Here is a 17,398-nt window from a genome sequence, read left to right on the forward strand (position 1 = left end):
ATGTCCGACGTACGCGTCGTCGTCATCGACTGCACCGACACCGGGGCGTCTCCGCCCACCGCCACTGAGCCGACCTGGATCTGCCGGCTCCTGCGGCGCTCGGCGATCTTGGTCGGGACGGACGGCATGCCGAGAGAAATCGCAGTCATCTGCTGTGCAACCCCAAGTCGTGGATCAAGGTCCGGTCCCGTCAGCAGCGGGCTCCGATCCTCGAGATTACGGCACGAGCGTGAACGAAAGCGCACGGCGTCCCGTCGGTTCGCCCGATGGCGTCCTGTAGCGACGGCCCGGGCATGGCGCCCGGCCGAGAGGACATACTCTCTGGCCGGTCACCCTGCCCGGGCCTCCCCGCTCTGGACGATCAGCGCAGAGCTTTGGCGTCGGCCTGCCGGCCCCTTCGGGACCGGCCGGGCCCCGGGGTGCCGGAGCAGCGCCGGGGTCGCCCGTGAACAGCAGAAACGCACGAGATTCGCAGAGATGACGTACGCACGGACCCCACCCTCCGCTCTCGCGAGCGACGCGAAGGAAGGGTGGGGCCGAAGCGTCTTTCCGCTAAGATCCGCTCAGCTGATTTTGACCGGGTTCACCACATCCGCGATCAAGACCAAGATCGTGAAGCAGATGAAGACGCCCGCCACCACGTAGGCCACCGGCATCAGCTTCGCCACGTCGAACGGGCCCGGGTCCGGCCTGCGCAGCAGCTTCGCCAGGTTGCGGCGCAGCGACTCCCACAGGGCGCCCGCGATGTGCCCGCCGTCCAGGGGCAGCAGCGGAAGCATGTTGAACAGGAACAGGGAGAGGTTGAAGCCTGCGACCAGCATCACGGCCATCGCGAGCTGCTGCGAGGCCGGGATGTCGAGGGTGAAGATCTCACCGCCGACGCGGGCTGCGCCGACCACGCCCATGGGCGAGTCGGGCTCGCGGGGCGCACCGTCGAAGGCCGCGTTCCACAGGGCCGGGATCTTGCCGGGGAGGGCGGCGATGGAGTCGACGGCCTCGCCCACGCGGTCGGTCATCCAGGACACCGAGTCGCCGAAGTCCTGCTGGACGACGCCGGTGGCCGCGCTGAAGCCGAGGAATCCGGCCTTGACGTACTCGCCCTGGACGTAGGCCCCGCTGGAGTCCTTCTTGGCGACCTGGTTGGTGGCGATGGTCGTGCGCAGGGTCAGCTCCTGGCCCTTGCGGTCGACGACGATGGCCACTTCCTTGCCGGCGCTGACCCGGATGAGGTCGGACAGCGTGTTCCAGTCGTCCGTCTTCTGCCCGGCGAAGGAGACGATCTTGTCGCCCGGCTTCATGCCGGCGGCCGCGGCCGGGGAGGCCGGGTCGGTCGGCCTGCACGCGTCGCGGTTCTGGTTCTGCGAGATGACGCAGGGGGAGACCGAGCTGACGGTGGTGGTCTGCTGCTGGATGCCGAAGCCCATCAGGACGGTGAGGAAGAGGCCCACCGCGAGCACCAGGTTCATGAAGGGGCCCGCGAACATCACGATGACGCGCTTCCAGGGCTTGCGCGTGTAGAACATGCGCGTCTCGTCGCCGGGCTGCAGCTCCTCGTACGCGGCCGAGCGGGCGTCCTCGATCATGCCGCGCCAGGGGGAGGTGGAGCGTGCCGTCACTCGGCCGTCCTCGCCGGGCGGGAACATGCCGATCATGCGGATGTAGCCGCCGAACGGGATGGCCTTGAAGCCGTACTCGGTCTCGCCCTTCCTGCGGGAGAACAGGGTCGGGCCGAAGCCGACCATGTACTGCGGCACTCTGATGCCGAAGAGTTTGGCCGTGGACAGGTGGCCCAGCTCGTGCCAGGCGATCGAGAACAGCAGGCCGACCGCGAAGACGACTATGCCGAGGATCATCATCAAGGCTGTCATGCACGCGCCTCCGCGGTAGCCGTCAGTTCTTGTGTCCGGGCCCGGGCCCAGGTCTCCGCCTCGAGGACGTCCGACACGGTGAGCGAAGTTCCCGTCGCGGGCGTGCCGTGCTCCTCCACGACCCGGGTGACGGTCTCCATGATCCCGTTGAACGGGAGCGCGCCCTTGCGGAACGCCTCCACGCACTCCTCGTTTGCGGCATTGAACACCGCCGGAGCCGTGCCCGCGAGCTCGCCCACGTGCCGGGCGAGGTTCACCGAGGGGAACGCCTCCTCGTCGAGCGGGAAGAACTCCCAGGTCGACGCGGTGCTCCAGTCGAAGGCGGGCGCCGCGTCCGGGACGCGCTGCGGCCAGCCGAGGCCGATGGCGATGGGGCCGCGCATGTCGGGGGGCGTCGCCTGCGCCAGTGTCGATCCGTCCGTGAACTCAACCATCGAGTGGACATACGACTGCGGGTGCACGACCACCTCAATCCGGGAGAAGGGAATGTCGTAGAGGAGGTGCGCCTCGATGACTTCCAGGCCCTTGTTGACGAGGGTCGCGGAGTTGATCGTGATCACCGGGCCCATGGACCAGGTGGGGTGGGCGAGGGCGTCCTCGACCGTGACGTTCGCCAGCTGTGCCTTGGTGCGGCCGCGGAAGGGGCCGCCCGAGGCGGTGACGACCAGCTTGCGGACGTCGGCCCGGGCGCCGCCGGCCAGGGCCTGGAAGAGGGCCGCGTGCTCGGAGTCCACGGGGATGATCTGGCCGGGCTTCGCGAGCGCCTTCACCAGCGGGCCGCCGACGATGAGCGACTCCTTGTTGGCGAGCGCGAGGGTGCGGCCCGCCTCCAGGGCGGCGAGGGTGGGCGCGAGACCGATGGAGCCCGTGATGCCGTTGAGGACGGTGTGGCAGTCGGAGGCGGCGAGCCGGGTGGCCGCGTCCGGTCCGGCCAGGATCTCGGGCAGCGGCTCCCCCGCGCCGTACTCGGCGGCGAGCGCCTCGCGCAGGGCCGGCACGACGTCCTCGCGGGCCACCGCGACGGTCCGCACCCGCAGCAGCCGGGCCTGTTCGGCGAGGAGGGCGACCCGGCCGCCGTTGGCGGCCAGGCCCGTCACCCGGAACCGGTCCGGGTTGCGCAGCACGAGGTCGATGGCCTGGGTGCCGATCGAGCCGGTGGAACCGAGGACCACCACGTCCTTGGGACCGTCGCCCACGACGGGGTCGTAGACGAGGTGCGGGTCGGCGAGAGGGCTTGGACTGTCGCTCATCCCCCCATTGTCGCCGCACCGCGTGCGCGCCAGGACAGGGTGTCCCCCCAAGGAGGACACCCTGCGCACCGGTGTGCGACGGCTCACCCGATCGAGCGGTGGACGTTCTCCCGCTCGCTGGGTCCCGGGGCCGCCTCGGCGATCCACGGGCCGTCCCCGGACGGGTCGACGATGCCCTCCTCCAGCCATTCGTAGGCGCCCGCCATGACGCCCTTGACGACCTTGCGGTCCAGGTCGTCGGTGTTGCTCCACAGGCGGCCGAAGAGTTCGTCGACGCGCAGCCGGGACTGGCGGCAGAAGGCGTCGGCGAGCTGGTAGGCCTCGCGGCCGTGCTCACCGCGCGAGCGCAGCAGTTCGGCGCGCACGCAGGCCGCGCTCATCGCGAAGAGCTCCGCGCCGATGTCCACGATCCGGCCGAGGAAGCCCTGCTTGGTCTCCATCCGGCCCTGCCAGCGGGACATGGCGTAGAAGGTGGAGCGGGCGAGCTTGCGGGCGTGCCGCTCCACATGGCGCAGATGCGGGGCGAGGTCGACGCCCGCGTGCTTGAACTCGCTGTACGAGGACGGCAGCTGCCCCGGTCCCGCGACCAGCTTCGGCAGCCACTTGGCGTAGAAGACACCGGCGTTGGCGCCCGCCTTCGCCTTGTCCTGGAGGGACTTGTCGGGGTCGATGAGGTCGCCGGCGACCGTGAGGTGGGCGTCCACGGCCTCGCGGGCGATGAGGAGGTGCATGATCTCCGTCGAGCCCTCGAAGATGCGGTTGATCCGCAGGTCGCGCAGGACCTGTTCGGCGGGGACCGCCCGCTCGCCGCGGGCGGCGAGGGACGCGGCCGTCTCGAAACCGCGGCCGCCGCGGATCTGGACCAGTTCGTCGGCCATCCGCCAGCCCATCTCGGAGGCGATGAGCTTGGCCAGCGCGCCCTCGATGCGGATGTCGTTGCGGTCCTCGTCGGCCATCTGCGAGGACAGGTCGAGGACGGCCTCGAGGGCGAAGGTCGTCGCCGCGATGAAGCTGATCTTCGCTCCGACCGCCTCGTGGTGGGCGATCGGCTTGCCCCACTGCTCGCGCGCGGCCGACCACTCACGGGCGATCTTCAGGCTCCACTTGCCGGCGGCCACACAGGACGCGGGCAGCGAGAGGCGGCCGGTGTTGAGGGTGGTCAGGGCGATCTTGAGGCCCGCGCCCTCGGGGCCGATGCGGTGCGCGGCCGGGACGCGGACCTGGTGGAAGCGGGTGACGCCGTTCTCGATGCCGCGCAGGCCCATGAAGGCGTTGCGGTTCTCGACGGTGATGCCGGGCGAGTCGCTCTCCACGACGAAGGCGGTGATGCCGCCCTTGTGGCCCTCGCTCTTCGGCACCCGGGCCATCACCACCAGCAGGTCGGCGACGACGCCGTTGGTCGTCCAAAGCTTCACGCCGTCGAGGACGTAGTCGTCGCCGTCGGGCACCGCGCTCGTCGCCAGACGGGCCGGGTCGGAACCGACGTCCGGCTCGGTGAGCAGGAAGGCGCTGATGTCGGTGGTCGCGCAGCGGGGCAGGAACTTCTGCTTCTGCTCGGGGGTGCCGAACATCTTCAGCGGCTGCGGCACGCCGATCGACTGGTGCGCCGAGAGCAGCACGCCGATGGCCGGGCTGGCGGAACCCACCAGGGCCAGGGCCTTGTTGTAGTACACCTGGGTGAGGCCCAGGCCGCCGTACTTGGGGTCGATCTTCATGCCGAGTGCGCCGAGCTCCTTGAGCCCGGCGATCACCTCGTCGGGAATCCGGGCCTCGCGCTCGATGCGGGCCGCGTCCACCTGCGTGTCGCAGAAGGCGCGGAGCTTGGCCAGGAACGCCTCGCCGCGCCGGACGGCCTCGGCGGAGGGGACCGGGTGAGGGTGGATGAGGTCGAGCCGGAAGCGGCCCAGGAACAGTTCCTTGGCGAAGCTGGGCTTGCGCCAGTCCTGTTCCCGGGCGGCCTCGGCGACCTGGCGGGCCTCACGTTCGGTGACGGTGGGTTTCTTGAGGGGTGGTGCGGACATGAGGCTCACCTCGCCGCGAATCGGGATCTCGGACCACATTGGTTACCGATCGGTGCTACCCGATCGTTGGTACCCGATCCGGGCCGCGGTGGCCACCCCGCGTGCGCGGCGTTTCGCCGCCCGGGCCCCCGGCGGGCGCCGGCCGCGAACAGCCCGCGCCCCGGCCGTTCCCTGCGGATCACGGCCCGCGGGTGCGCGCCGGACTGCCCGGAAGCACCGCTTCCGCCGGTCGGGCGGCCTGCGCCGAACGGGTGCGCGCGAGGTGTGCGCGACTCCCGCGAGGGGTTCCCGTACCCTTCTCCACCATTCCCCCATAACTGCGTGTCGAAGCGCTTCGACAACCTATGGACACCCACCCCCTCTGGGGCTACTGTCGAACCACCCTCACCCGCCCTTGTTCGTCACGCGCACTGTCGAAGCGCTTCACAAAGCTTGGAGAGCTGGATGGTCACCCTCGCCGAGGTCGCCCAGCACGCCGGAGTCTCGGCGAGCACGGTGAGCTATGTCCTCAGTGGCAAGCGGTCCATCTCGACGACGACCCGGCAGCGCGTCGAACAGAGCATCCGGGAACTCGGCTACCACCCGAACGCGGGCGCCCGCGCACTGGCCAGCAGCCGGTCCAACATCATCGCGCTGATGATTCCGCTGCGCACCGACATCTACGTGCCGGTGATGATGGAGATCGCCATCGCGGTGGCCACCACGGCGCGCACGCACGGGTACGACGTCCTGCTGCTGACCGGCGAGGAGGGACCCGACGCCGTCCGCCGCGTCACCGGCAGCGGGCTCGCCGACGCGATGATCCTGATGGACGTGGAGCTGGACGACGAGCGGCTGCCGCTGCTGCGCTCCACCGACCAGCCCTCGGTATTGATCGGGCTGCCCGCCGACACCTCCGGCCTGACCTGCGTCGACCTGGACTTCGCGGCGACCGGCGCGCTGTGCGTGGAGCACCTGGCGACGCTGGGGCACCGCGACATCGCCGTCATCGGGGAGGCGCCCGCGGTCTACGAACGGCACACCGGCTTCGCCGAACGCACCCTCGACGGTCTCCGGCGCCGGGCCGGGGAACTGGGCCTGCGGCTGCTGCACCGCCCGTGCGAGGGCGGATACGACGCGATGGCCGTGACGCTGGCCCGGGTCCTCGACGAGCGGCCGGGCACCACCGGGTTCGTCGTGCAGAACGAGTCGGCGGTCGAGCCGCTGCTCGCGCTGCTGCGACAGCAGGGCCGGGCCGTCCCGGAGGACGTGTCGGTGGTGGCGATCTGCCCCGATCAGGTCGCCGTGCAGGCGTCCGTGCGGCTGACCTCGGTCGCCATCCCCGCGCAGGAGATGGGCCGGCACGCCGTGGAACGCCTCGTCGCCAAGCTGGAGGGGCGCGGCGGCGACGAAGTCGTGCTCATCGCGCCCGAGCTGACGGTCCGGGCGAGCACGGGACCGGCGCCCTCCAGGGCCTGACCCGCACCCTCCGGGGCCTGACCCGCACCCTTCCGCCCCCGCCCCTCGCTCCGCGCCCCTCACCCCTCGCGCCCTGCCGGGGCGCCCCCGCGCCCGCATCCCCTGTTTCACTCCTGTCTGCACTCCTTCAAGGAGCACCCCACGTGAACCAGTCTGCCGAAAACCAGCCTCAGGTCAGCCTCGCGCAGTCCTCGCCCACGGTCGGCACCTTCCGGGAGCGCGACGGCGCGCTGGAGTGGAGAGGCCGTCAGGAGACCCTGCGCGTCGAGCCGTGGGGCCCGGACGCCGTCCGGGTGCGCGCCCGGCTCGGCGGACCGATCCTCGAGGGACTGCCGGGCGCCCTGCTCGACGAGCCGCCCGCCACCGAGAGCAGCGTCAAGACCGGTGACGCGGAGGGGCTGCTGACGGTCGGCGCGCTCACCGTCGAGGTGAGCGCCGAGGGCCTGGTCCGCTTCCTGCGCACCGACGACCGCACCGAGATCCTGGCCGAGGACCGCGCCCACTTCTGGTGGCCGGGCTCGCGCCTCTACACCGCCGTCGGCAACGGCCACCACCGCCTGGAGCAGCGGTTCGCCGCCTACGACGACGAGCGTCTGTACGGCCTCGGCCAGCACCAGCACGGCCGCCTCGACCAGAAGGGCCTGGTCCTGGACCTGGTCCAGCGCAACGCCGAGGTCGGCATCCCGGTGCTCAGTTCGAACCGCGGCTACACGCTGCTGTGGAACAACCCGGCGATCGGCCGCGTCGAACTGGCCGGCAACGGCACCCGCTGGGTCGCGGACTCGGCCCGGCAGATCGACTACTGGATCACGGCCGGCGCCCCGGCCGACGGTCAGCGCCGCTACAGCGCGGTCACCGGCCGCACCCCGATGCTGCCGGAGTGGGCGGCGGGCTTCTGGCAGTGCAAGCTGCGCTATCGCACGCAGGACGAACTCCTCGAGGTGGCAAGGGAGTACAAGCGCCGGGGGCTGCCGCTCGACGCGATCGTCTGCGACTTCTTCCACTGGACGCACCTGGGCGACTGGAAGTTCGACCCGGCCGAGTGGCCCGACCCGGCGGCGATGGTCCGCGAGCTCGAGGAGCTGGGCGTCAAGCTGGTGGTGAGCGTATGGCCGTCGGTGTCGCCGCTGAGCGAGAACCATCAGGTGCTGGAGCAGCGCGGCTACTTCATCGGCACCCAGTACGGTCCGATGGCGCACGCCGACTGGCCCGACAAGGGGGTCGCGTCGACCGTCCAGGTGGCGTTCTACGACGCGACCAACCCCGAGGCCCGGGACTTCCTGTGGTCGAAGATCCGCGACAACTACCTCGCCCCGTACGGCATCACGGCCTTCTGGCTGGACGCCTGCGAGCCGGAGCTCAAGCCCGGCTTCCCGGAGAACCTGCGCTACTGGGCGGGTCCGGGTCTGGAGGTCGGCAACATGTACCCGGCCGAGAACTCCCGCACGTTCTACGAGGGGCTGCGCGCGGCCGGCGAGGAGGAGATCGTCAGCCTCAACCGCTCGGCGTGGGCGGGCAGTCAGCGCTACGGCGCCGCCCTGTGGTCCGGTGACATCGGGACCGACTTCCCGACGCTGCGCCGTCAGATCGCAGCGGGTCTGAACACCGCGCTGTCGGGCATCCCGTGGTGGAACACCGACATCGGCGGCTTCCACGGCGGCGACCCGGACGACCCGGCGTACCGGGAGGTGATGGTCCGCTGGTTCCAGTTCGGCGCGGTGTCCCCGCTGATGCGTCTGCACGGCTTCCGCGACCCGGGCATGCCGCTCGGCCCCGACATGACCGGCGGCCCGAACGAGGTGTGGTCGTACGGCGAGGAGGCGGGCGCGATCCTGGAGGCCTACCTGCGGCTGCGCGAGCGGCTCAAGCCGTACGTCCTGGAGGTCATGCGGGAGGCGCACGAGGAGGGCCTGCCGCCCATGCGGCCGCTGTTCCTGGAGTTCCCGGACGACCCGGCGGCCTGGTCGGTGGACGACTCCTACCTCTTCGGCCGGGACCTGCTCGTCGCACCGGTGCTCACGGCGGGCGCGACGACCCGTACGGCCCACCTCCCGGCGGGCGCGGTCTGGACGGACGCGTGGACGGGCGAGACCTACGAGGGCGGGGCGACCGTGACGGTCGACGCCCCGCTGGACCGACTCCCCCTGTTCCTTCGGGACGGGGCCCGGCTGCCGGTGGCCGAGTAACACCGGTACAGCCGAACTCCCTTGTGGCAAAAGGTGATTGGTGGGGTAGGGGGCTGGCGTCCCGCTGCCCCCTCCGTCCCCCGCTGCCCCGCGAAAGGGTGTTCTCCCGTGTCCTCATCCCCGCTCGCCCTCACTGTGGCCGACCTGTTGCTGCGGCCCGGCTTCGCCTCCCGTCGCACGCCCGACCGCGTCTTCGACCGGCTCTCGGCCACGGCCCGCCCGGCGGACGGGGACGAGGAGTTCACCGAGGAGTTCCGGCGTCTGCTGCGCGACTGGGCCCGGGACGAGAACCTCACGCCGGTCGGCTGGTGGTCGGCGCAGGGGCACGTCCGGCGGCATCTGGCCAACCGTGCCCGGGTCCGGCGGCTGATCGCCGAGCGGCCCGCGATCGCGCGGGAGCCGATCGAGCGGCCGGTGTTCGTGGTGGGCCTGCCGCGCACCGCGACGACGCTCACCCACGGTGTGCTCTCACTGTCCGAGCAGCACCGATGTCCCCTGTTGTGGGAGCTGCTGGCACCGGGCCTGGAGTACTCCCCCGGGCAGCGCCGCAGGGCGGTCACCGCGGCGCGCCTCATGGTCGGCGCCATCGATCTGTTCTCTCCGCGCTACCGCGACATCCATCCCCTGGTCGCCGAGGGGCCCGAGGAGTGCACCTTCGCCCTCCCGCACACCGTCATGCCGCTGTCCCAGGCCCGCATCCCCGGCTACCGGGCGGCGCTGGAGGAGCGGGACTTCGTCCCCGACTACGCCTACCTCAAGCAGGTCTACCAGGTGCTCCAGCACGGCCGCCCGCGCCGCCGCTGGGTTCTGAAGTCGCCGCTGCACACCGGCAACCTCGACGCGCTGCTCGCCGTCTTCCCCGACGCCACGCTGGTGTGGACGCACCGGGATCCGGCCGCCGTCGTGGCCTCGTTCTGCAGCCTGATCGAGCACGGCATGGCGATCACCCTGCGCCCGCTCGACCTGCACGAGCTGGGCGCCACCTGGCTCGCCCTGCTGAGCCGTTCCGTGCAGCGCGGCCTCGCGGCCCGCGCCGCCGTCCCGCGCGAGGCGCTGGTGGACGTCCCCTACTCCTGGCTGGGATCGGACCCGGCCACCGGAGCCCCGAAGCTCTACGACGCCGTGGGCGCCCACTGGACCGACGCCGACGCGGCACGGCTCCCCCGGATCGCCGCCCGTCCCAAGGGCAGCCGGCCGCACAGCTACGACCTGGCCCGCTACGGGCTGACCCGGGCCGACGTCGACGCCGCGTTCGCCGACTACGACGTCCTGCGCGCCGAGGTGGACCGAGCCTGACGCACGGCGGGGGGCCGGCCCCGCGGAAGTGCGCGGAGCCGGCCCTGGAAGCCGGTCAGCTGCTGCTGACCGTCGCGCTGTTGGCCCTGAAGTCGAGTCCGCCGGACGACGAGGTGATCTCGAAGCCGAACTGCACGTCCCCGATGGTCTCGTTGCCGAACCAGCCCTTGGTGTCCTTGATCCACTTCAGGATCGGCAGGATGTTGACGGTGCCGGACGTCGAGTTCGAGGTGCGCACGAAGGAGAACACGTCGTTGGCGGTGTTGTTGCCCTTGTAGACGGCCCAGGTGTGGCCGCCGAGGGTGACGGTGCCCTGCGAGGCGCCGAGGGGGCCGACGGCGCCGGTCTTGTTGACCCAGAGCATGACCTCGTAGTCGTGGTCGGTGTCCCAGATGTCGTACGAGGTGTTGTACGAGCCGGCGGACGGGACGGTGACGTTGTAGCTGCCGGTGAGCGAGCCCAGCGAGCTGATCGACTTGTTGATCACCTTCTTGGAGTCGGGGTAGGACTTGATGCCGCCCGTGTTGGGGTGGTTGGCCCAGACGCCCCAGTTGGTGCCGGAGTTGGCCCAGAAGCACTGGCTGCCGGCGCCGGAGCCCCAGATGTTGTTGTAGAGCGTGTAGCCGTTCAGGCCGGTGTTGCCGTACTGCTCGCAGCTGTTCCAGACGGCGGCCGAGGCGGGGGCGGCGGCGAGGCCCACGGTGGCGCCGAGCGCGAGGGCGGGGGCGAGGAGGGCCTGGACGATCCTGCGGGGGGTTGGGGTCCGTGTTGCCATGGTGTCCCTTCCATGGGTGGGGGGAACTGCGATTTCTCGGGGGGATTCACCACGTCCTCAGGGTGAGGACGTGGTCCTCTCCGGCGACCAGGTCGAGCAGTCGGGGGTCGCCGGAGGGAGTCCGGACTTCGACGCGGTGCGTGCGGTGCGGTGTGACGACCGCCCGGGCGCCCTCGGGGCCCCAGGTCAGGTCGATCTCGGCGCCGAACCGGGTGCGCACTCCGCGCAGTTCGCCCGCGGGGAGCTCCGGGGGCGCCGCGGGCAGCAGCACCAGCCGGTCGGGGGTGGACTGGACGAGCGCCTCGATCAGCACGGCCGGCAGGGTGTGCGCGGCGTCGGCGTTGTAGACGTCGCGCCGGGGATAGTGCGCGCTCATCAGGGAGTCGTGGAAGAAGTCGCCGTCGAGGACCGCTCCCAGGGCGTTCGCGACCCGCCGGCCGTCCCGCAGGCGGGCGGCGATCAGCGCGTGGTGCAGATGACCGTGAGCGGAGTCGTTCTCGGCGCCGCGCAGCTCCAGGGCGCGGTGGGCGGCGGCGGCCGGTCCCGGGGTGTCGTAGGGGTTGATCTCGTCGAGGGGCCAGACGCCGTACAGATGGCTGAGGTGGCGGTGGTCGTAGGAGTCGTCGAGGCCGGGCCAGGCCCATTCGGCGAGTGCGCCGTCGGCGTTGGTGCGGTGGGGCGGGAGGCGGTCGGCGAGGGCCCGCCAGCGGTCGGCCTCCTCGGGGGCCTCCGGGTGGTAGTCGGCGGCGGTGAGCAGTGCGTGCCGGGCGGCGGAGAGGTCCATGGCCGCGTTCAGCGCGCCCCAGCTGCCGCCTGCGGGCCTGTTCTCCGGCGAGTACGAGGGGACGACGACGGGCCGGCCGTCCGGGTCGGTGCGGGTGAGGAAGTCCTCGTAGAACCGGGCGACCTCGGCGAGGGCGGCGGCGGTGCGCGGGTCTCGTGCGCCGCGGGTCTCGTCGTGGTCGACGAGGGGCTTGAGCAGCCAGTCGGCGCCGGCGGTCCACAGGTGGAGCGGGTACTCGCGGCTGAAGTGGTACGACAGCCCGGACTCGCCGTCGGTGTGCGCGGGTGCGACCGCGCCCCGCGCGCCGAACACCGCGCGGGCGTTCGCCCGCCAGTCGTCGAGCTGACGGTAGATCAGCGATGCCAGCGCCTCGGTGACTTCGGGCAGGGCGGCGGCCGCGGCCGAGGCGGTCTGGAGGTTGACGTTGGCGTCGTTGGTGAACGCCCCGGACCAGGCGGTGTCCCAGTCCCCGGTCCACAGGCCCGGGAGGCGGGGCGGGTTCTGACCGGAGGAGGACAGCAGGTGGTAGCGGCCCGCGGCGAAGAGACGTTCGAGGAGGGCTGCGCTGCGCGGCCGCCGGAGCAGGTCGGAGCCGGTCAGCGCGCGCTCGGCGGGGTCGGCGTGCAGGTCGAGGGTGACGCGGCGGTAGGCGGTGCGGTGCAGGGCGAGGTGGCGCTCGAGCAGGTCGTCGTAGGAGTGCGGCAGCCGGCTCAGGGCGCGCTGCTCCGCCGGCACGTCCAGTTCGCCGGTGTGCCGGCGCACCCGGGTCAGCAGCAGCACCGACGCGGCTCCGGTGACCCGCACCCCGGGAAGGGTGAGCTCGGTGCGGCCGCCGGCGGCCACGACGAGGGTCACACCGGTGTACGCGCGGTCGCTGTCCGGGTAGCGGGCGCGCAGCGAGAGCAGGGCGCCGGTCGGCGTGCGGACGGCGCCGTGCCCGACGGCGAGGCGGGCGGGGACGCCGGGGAGCCGGTGGTCCAGCGCTATGTCGAGGTCGAGGCCGGTGACCTGCTGGACGATCACGTCGTCGGCGCGGGAGACGAACACCCGGCCGACGGCGCCCGCACGGGTCGCGACGGTCTCGCCGGTGGTGAAGTCGACGGACCGCACAAGTCCGCGGTCGCGGCGCGGCTCGTCCGCGGGCGTGCGGCGCACACGCATCCGGAAGGCCGGGTGGAAGGGCTGGACCCACTGCAGCGGGCGGTGGTCGGTGAAGCCCTCGGCGGCCGTCGTCTCACCGGCGAGCAACCTGTCCTGCAACGCGGCGAGTTCGTCGGCCAGCTCGGGCGGCCCCGCGTGTTCGGAGCCGTTGGGGCGGACCAGGCTGTGATGGGTGACGACGACACGCTCGTCACAGGGGTCGCCGAACACGAGGGCGCCGTGCCGGCCGTTCCCGCTGAGGAAGGCGTCCTCCCAGCGGGCCGCGGGCCGGCGCTCCCACGTTCCGTGCGCCGGGCCGTCGGCGCCGCCGCCGACGGCGGGCGGGGCGGTCATGGGCGCAGCACCGCCACGCCGTAGCGGCCCAGTCGGACCTCGTCCGTGACGGTCGTGCCGGTCAGCAGGTCGTGGTGGGTGCCCGCGAGGGCGACGGTCACGGGTTCGCGACCGTGGTGGAGCAGGAAGAGCAGGTCGCCGCGGCGCACGGCCTCGACGCCGGACGGGAGGCCTTCGAGGACGGGCCGGACGCCCGCCTCGGCGGCGATCCGGGCGAGCAGCGCGCGGAAGGCTTCAGGCTCGGGGAGGGTGGACAGGTACCAGGCGCGGTCCCGGCGCAGGACGGCGGGCATCCCGTCGAGCTCGCCCTGCCGGTAGACGGTCTCGACACGGGCGTCCGCGGCCGGTTCCAGCTCCTCGGACCACAGGGTGCCGCGGAAGCCTTCGGCGGCCACGGTCTCCCCCGGGTCGAGCGGCCACCACTCGTGCAGGACGCGGATGCCGAACAGCTCGCGCAGCCGGGCGTCCATGCCGCCGTCCCGTACCCGGTCGTCCTCGTCGGCGACGCCGGTCAGGAATCCGCAGACGAGGACTCCCCCGCCGCGGACGTATCCGAGGAGGTTGTCGATCGCCGCGTCCGTGAGGGCGTACAGCTGCGGGACGAGGATCATCCGGTAGCCGGACAGGTCGTGCTCGGGGTGGGCGAAGTCGGTGGTGAGGTTGTTCTCCCACAGGGCCCGGTGCCAGGCGGTGAGGACGGCCGGCAGGTCGACCTCGGTCGACGGACGGGCGTCCTGGGCGCCGGCCCACCAGGCGTGCCAGTCGTGCAGGACGGCGACGTCGGCGGTGATGCGCCGGTCCGCCGTGTGCGGGCCGAGTGTCGCGAGGTCGGCGCCGAGCTGCTTGACCTCCTGGAAGGTGCGGCCTTCCTCGCCCGCGTGGCTGACCATGCCGGAGTGGAACTTCTCCGCGCCCTGGCGGGACTGCCGCCACTGGAAGTAGCAGACGGCGTCCGCGCCGCGGGCGACCGCCTGCAGGGACCACAGGCGGTTCATGCCGCGCGGCTTGGGGTGGTTGACGCCACGCCAGTTGACCGGTCCGGCCGCCTGCTCCATCAGCATCCAGGGTCCGCGCGCCTGGGAACGGGTCAGGTCCTGGACCATGGCGGCGTACTGGGCGCCGAGGGGGTCGCGGGGGTCGGGGTAGAGGTCGACGGAGACGACGTCCTCCTCCTCGGCCCAGCGCCAGGCGTCCTGGCCGATCCACAGCGGCATGAAGTTGGTGGTGACCGGCAGGTGCGGGGTGTGCCGGGCGACGATGTCGCGTTCGGCGCGGTAGCACTCCAGGAGCATGTCTGAGGTGAAGCGCCGGAAGTCCAGCACCTGGGCCGGGTTCTTCAGGTAGTGCGGGGTGCGCGGGGGCAGGATGCCGTCCCAGGTGTCGTAGCCCTGGGACCAGAACGCCGTGCCCCAGGCGGTGTTGAGGGCGTCGAGGGTGCGGTACTTCTCGCGCAGCCAGCGCCGGAAGGCGGCGGCGGCCTCGTCGCCGTGGTCGAAGGTGCAGTACTCGTTGTTGATGTGCCACATGGTGAGGGCGGGGTGGCCGCCGTAGCGGGCCGCCAGGTCCTCGGTGATGGCGGCGGCGTAGCGGCGGTAGGCGGCGCTGGAGTGCGCGAAGTGCTGACGGCCGCCCCACCACTCGATGCGGCCGTCCTCGGTGCGGGGCAGGGTCTCCGGGTGCAGCCGGCCCAGCCAGGGCGGGGGCGAGGAGGTGGGGGTCGCCAGGACGACGCCGACGCCGCTCGCGTGCAGCAGGTCCATCAGGGTGTCCAGCCAGCCGAACTCCCGCGCCCCCGGCTCGGGTTCGAGTCGCGACCAGGAGAAGACGCCGAGCGTGACGGAGTTGACGCCGGCGTCCCGCATGAGCCGGACGTCCTCGTGCCAGGTCTCCTCGGGCCACTGTTCGGGGTTGTAGTCGCCGCCGAAGAGGATCCGGCCGCGGGTGGCGTCGCCCAGGTGCGGCATCAGACGGGCTCCCCGTACTGGATGCCGCGGCCGTTGGTGGCGATGTAGACGCGGCCGTACAGGCGCGGGTCGGCAGCGATGGTCGCGCCGGTCCAGCCCCACTGGTGCCGGTCGTCGTTGATCCTCACCCAGGTCCGCGCGCCGTCGTCGGAGCGGTACACGGCGGTGATCGTATCCGTGGAGCCGACCTGGTAGACCGCCGGGTAGTCGGCGCCGGCGGCGGCCTTGCCGAAGGCGAGGGTGTAGGAGGCCCAGCAGCCGGTCAGCTTGGTGAAGGCCGCCCCGCCGTCGGTGGACCGGTAGAGCCCGTTCCACTTGGTGCTCAGCCACAGGTCGCCGGACCGGCCCGGGGCCGCCGTCAGCTGGAACTGGCTGTCTCCGGACGGCAGTCCGCTCGCGCGCCCGGTGAAGGTGAGGCCACTGTCCGTGCTGGCGAACAGGGTGCCGGTGTCGGTGTCGTACGCGTAGAAGCGCGTCGGGTCGGCCGGGTCGGCGAGCGGGGTGGCGCCCTTGGGGAACGAGGCGACCTCGGACCAGGTCGCACCGTTGTCGGTGGAGCGCTGTGCGGGGTACTTGGTGCCGTCCCAGTGCACGAAGGACCACAGCAGCACGCTGCCGTCGCTGTTGGTGGTGATCGGCCCCGGGGCGCCCTTGGCGATCGCGGGCTGGGCGGCGAAGGGCGCCCAGGTCCTTCCGCCGTCGTTCGAGTACGCGCCGTTGCCGTGGTCGCCGAAGCCGGTGCGCACGACGTACGAGGGCCGGGCGGCGGCCTGGGCGAGCCCGGTCGCCGTCCCGAACACCGGGTTGTCCGCCATGCCCCGGGACGGCGAGGCCGTGAGGCGCTCGTGGTACATCACCCCGACGTCCCCGAGGCCGCTGATCAGGTGCGCCTCGCCGGTCGGGGGCGAGATCAGCAGGCGCACGGACGTCTCCTCCAGGCCCCGGATCTGCGGGGCCCAGTGCTTCAGGTCCCGGGTGCCGTAGAGGGTGGCGCCGGTTCCGTACACGACGTGCTTCGAGTCGTACGGGTCGACGGCGACGGCCTGGATCCACCAGCCGAACTTGGGCTCGTCGGCGCCGAAGGTGAGGAACGGCGTCTCGGACACGTCCAGGACCGCGGAGTCCTTGAGGGACGTCCAGGTACGGCCGCCGTTCGTGGTCCGGTACAGGGTGTCGACGGCCGACCAGCGGTTGTTCGTGGAGACGACGACGGTGCCGGGCCGCCGTGCGTCGACGGCGGCCCCTCCGTAGGCGAACGAGTCCCGTCCTCCGTCGCTCGTCGTGCCGCCCGGCGCGACGGGGGTGACGTCGGTCCATCTGCCGGTGGCCGTGGCCAGCTTGTGCACGCTGCCGTCGGACTGCCCGTTGGGCCCGGGCGCGTCGGCGTACGTCACGTACAGCTCGCGGGTGTGGCAGTCGTACGCGGCCCGTACCGGGACCTTGGCGGCGGCGCCGGAGGGCTGACCGGGGACGGCCTGCCAGGTGCTGCCGTCGGTGGTGCGGTACAGGTTGGCGGCCGTGCCGTCGGAGTCGCCCCAGCCGGCGTAGACGGCGCGCCCTGCGGCGACGAGGAGCGTGACGCCCTGCCCGGCGGCGGACGGCGTCGCGGGGAATCCGGCCGCGGCCGACCAGGTGGCGCCCCGGTCGGCCGACTTCAGCAGGCCGTCGTGGCGGGTGCCCAGCCACAGGGTGTCGCTGTCGCGCGGATCGACCAGCAGCCGCTCGCCCGTGCCCCGGCCGTCCTCGTTGCCGCCGAGCTTCACGGTCAGGTCGGTGCGGGCCCAGGTCGCGCCGCGGTCCTCGGAGCGCAGGATCGCGCCGTTGCCGGCCCAGGACTGGGCGTAGGTGCCGAGGGCGAGGTAGACGCGGCCGGGATGCGCGGGGTCGACGGCCATCGCCTCCACGCCGAGCAGGTTCCAGTCGTCCCAGCCGAGGTGGTCGGTGAGGGGCGTCCAGCGGCCGGTCCGGTCGTCCCAGCGGTAGGCGCCGCCGATGTCCGTGCGGGCGTAGGCGAGACCGCGCACGGCGGGGTGGAAGAGGACGCCGGTGACGAATCCGGTGCCGCCGATGACGGCGTTGCGCCAGCGGTAGGCGGGGGCGGCGGCGTCGGCCGCTTCGGCGCGCCCCTGCACCGACGGGAGTGCGGTGAGCGCGGCGGCGGCAGCGGTGCCCGCGAGGACGGTGCGCCGGCTGAGCGGGGTGGCGTGCATGGGGTACCTCGCAGGGTGGGTTTCTGGTTCGGGGGGTGCCGCCGGGGGCGCCGCGCGGGGGATGTGCGGGGTGTCCCGGGTGCGGGGCTGCG

Annotated in this window: 10 protein-coding genes and 1 pseudogene; 3 read left to right on the forward strand and 8 right to left on the reverse strand. The window is 72.3% G+C overall.

The window, feature by feature from the left end; all coding sequences use genetic code 11:
• The 4 genes and pseudogenes from ACN6LD_RS03220 to ACN6LD_RS03235 all read right to left on the reverse strand — a co-directional run.
• Positions 1-149: pseudogene (locus tag ACN6LD_RS03220) on the reverse strand (flavodoxin-dependent (E)-4-hydroxy-3-methylbut-2-enyl-diphosphate synthase); the annotation flags it as partial.
• Between the two features lie 414 nt (positions 150-563).
• Positions 564-1,868 carry a M50 family metallopeptidase gene (locus ACN6LD_RS03225; protein ID WP_319197354.1) on the reverse strand — a complete coding sequence of 435 codons (1,305 nt, stop codon included), beginning with the start codon at positions 1,866-1,868 and terminating at the stop codon, positions 564-566.
• Positions 1,865-3,118: a 1-deoxy-D-xylulose-5-phosphate reductoisomerase gene (dxr, locus tag ACN6LD_RS03230; protein WP_445042476.1), complete on the reverse strand. Its 1,254-nt coding sequence runs from the start codon at positions 3,116-3,118 to the stop codon at positions 1,865-1,867. The genes ACN6LD_RS03225 and dxr overlap by 4 nt, the downstream gene beginning before the upstream one ends.
• An 83-nt stretch (positions 3,119-3,201) precedes the next feature.
• On the reverse strand, positions 3,202-5,139 hold the full coding sequence (locus ACN6LD_RS03235) for an acyl-CoA dehydrogenase family protein (RefSeq protein WP_319197357.1): 1,938 nt from the start codon (positions 5,137-5,139) through the stop codon (positions 3,202-3,204).
• A 444-nt stretch (positions 5,140-5,583) separates the two neighbouring features.
• On the opposite strand from ACN6LD_RS03235, the gene ACN6LD_RS03240 reads away from it, so the two are divergent.
• The 3 genes from ACN6LD_RS03240 to ACN6LD_RS03250 all read left to right on the forward strand — a co-directional run bounded on the left by ACN6LD_RS03240 (position 5,584) and on the right by ACN6LD_RS03250 (position 10,079).
• Positions 5,584-6,597, forward strand: a complete 1,014-nt coding sequence (locus ACN6LD_RS03240) for a LacI family DNA-binding transcriptional regulator (RefSeq protein WP_445042477.1) — start codon at positions 5,584-5,586, stop codon at positions 6,595-6,597.
• 143 nt (positions 6,598-6,740) lie between these two features.
• Positions 6,741-8,783 carry a glycoside hydrolase family 31 protein gene (locus ACN6LD_RS03245; protein WP_319197972.1) on the forward strand — a complete coding sequence of 681 codons (2,043 nt, stop codon included), beginning with the start codon at positions 6,741-6,743 and terminating at the stop codon, positions 8,781-8,783.
• A 108-nt stretch (positions 8,784-8,891) separates the two neighbouring features.
• Positions 8,892-10,079 (forward strand): sulfotransferase family protein, encoded by a 1,188-nt coding sequence (locus ACN6LD_RS03250; RefSeq protein WP_319197970.1) that lies wholly within the window; start codon positions 8,892-8,894, stop codon positions 10,077-10,079.
• A 55-nt stretch (positions 10,080-10,134) separates the two neighbouring features.
• On the opposite strand, the gene ACN6LD_RS03255 is transcribed toward ACN6LD_RS03250, so the two are convergent.
• Genes ACN6LD_RS03255 through ACN6LD_RS03270 form a run of 4 tightly spaced genes read right to left on the reverse strand, consistent with a single transcriptional unit; the run spans position 10,135 to position 17,306 of the window.
• Positions 10,135-10,854 (reverse strand): glycoside hydrolase family 12 protein, encoded by a 720-nt coding sequence (locus ACN6LD_RS03255; protein WP_445042478.1) that lies wholly within the window; start codon positions 10,852-10,854, stop codon positions 10,135-10,137.
• Positions 10,855-10,900: 46 nt separating this feature from the next.
• The gene (locus tag ACN6LD_RS03260) at positions 10,901-13,132 is read right to left on the reverse strand and encodes a glycosyl hydrolase family 95 catalytic domain-containing protein (protein ID WP_445042479.1); all 2,232 of its coding nucleotides are present in this window, start codon (positions 13,130-13,132) and stop codon (positions 10,901-10,903) included.
• Positions 13,129-15,096, reverse strand: a complete 1,968-nt coding sequence (locus tag ACN6LD_RS03265) for a beta-galactosidase (protein WP_445042480.1) — start codon at positions 15,094-15,096, stop codon at positions 13,129-13,131. Before ACN6LD_RS03265 ends, ACN6LD_RS03260 begins: the two co-directional genes overlap by 4 nt.
• The gene (locus tag ACN6LD_RS03270; RefSeq protein ID WP_445042481.1) at positions 15,096-17,306 is read right to left on the reverse strand and encodes a WD40/YVTN/BNR-like repeat-containing protein; all 2,211 of its coding nucleotides are present in this window, start codon (positions 17,304-17,306) and stop codon (positions 15,096-15,098) included. Before ACN6LD_RS03270 ends, ACN6LD_RS03265 begins: the two co-directional genes overlap by 1 nt.
• Positions 17,307-17,398: the final 92 nt, after the last annotated feature.

It is taken from the genome of Streptomyces sp. SAS_272 (genome assembly GCF_052543235.1).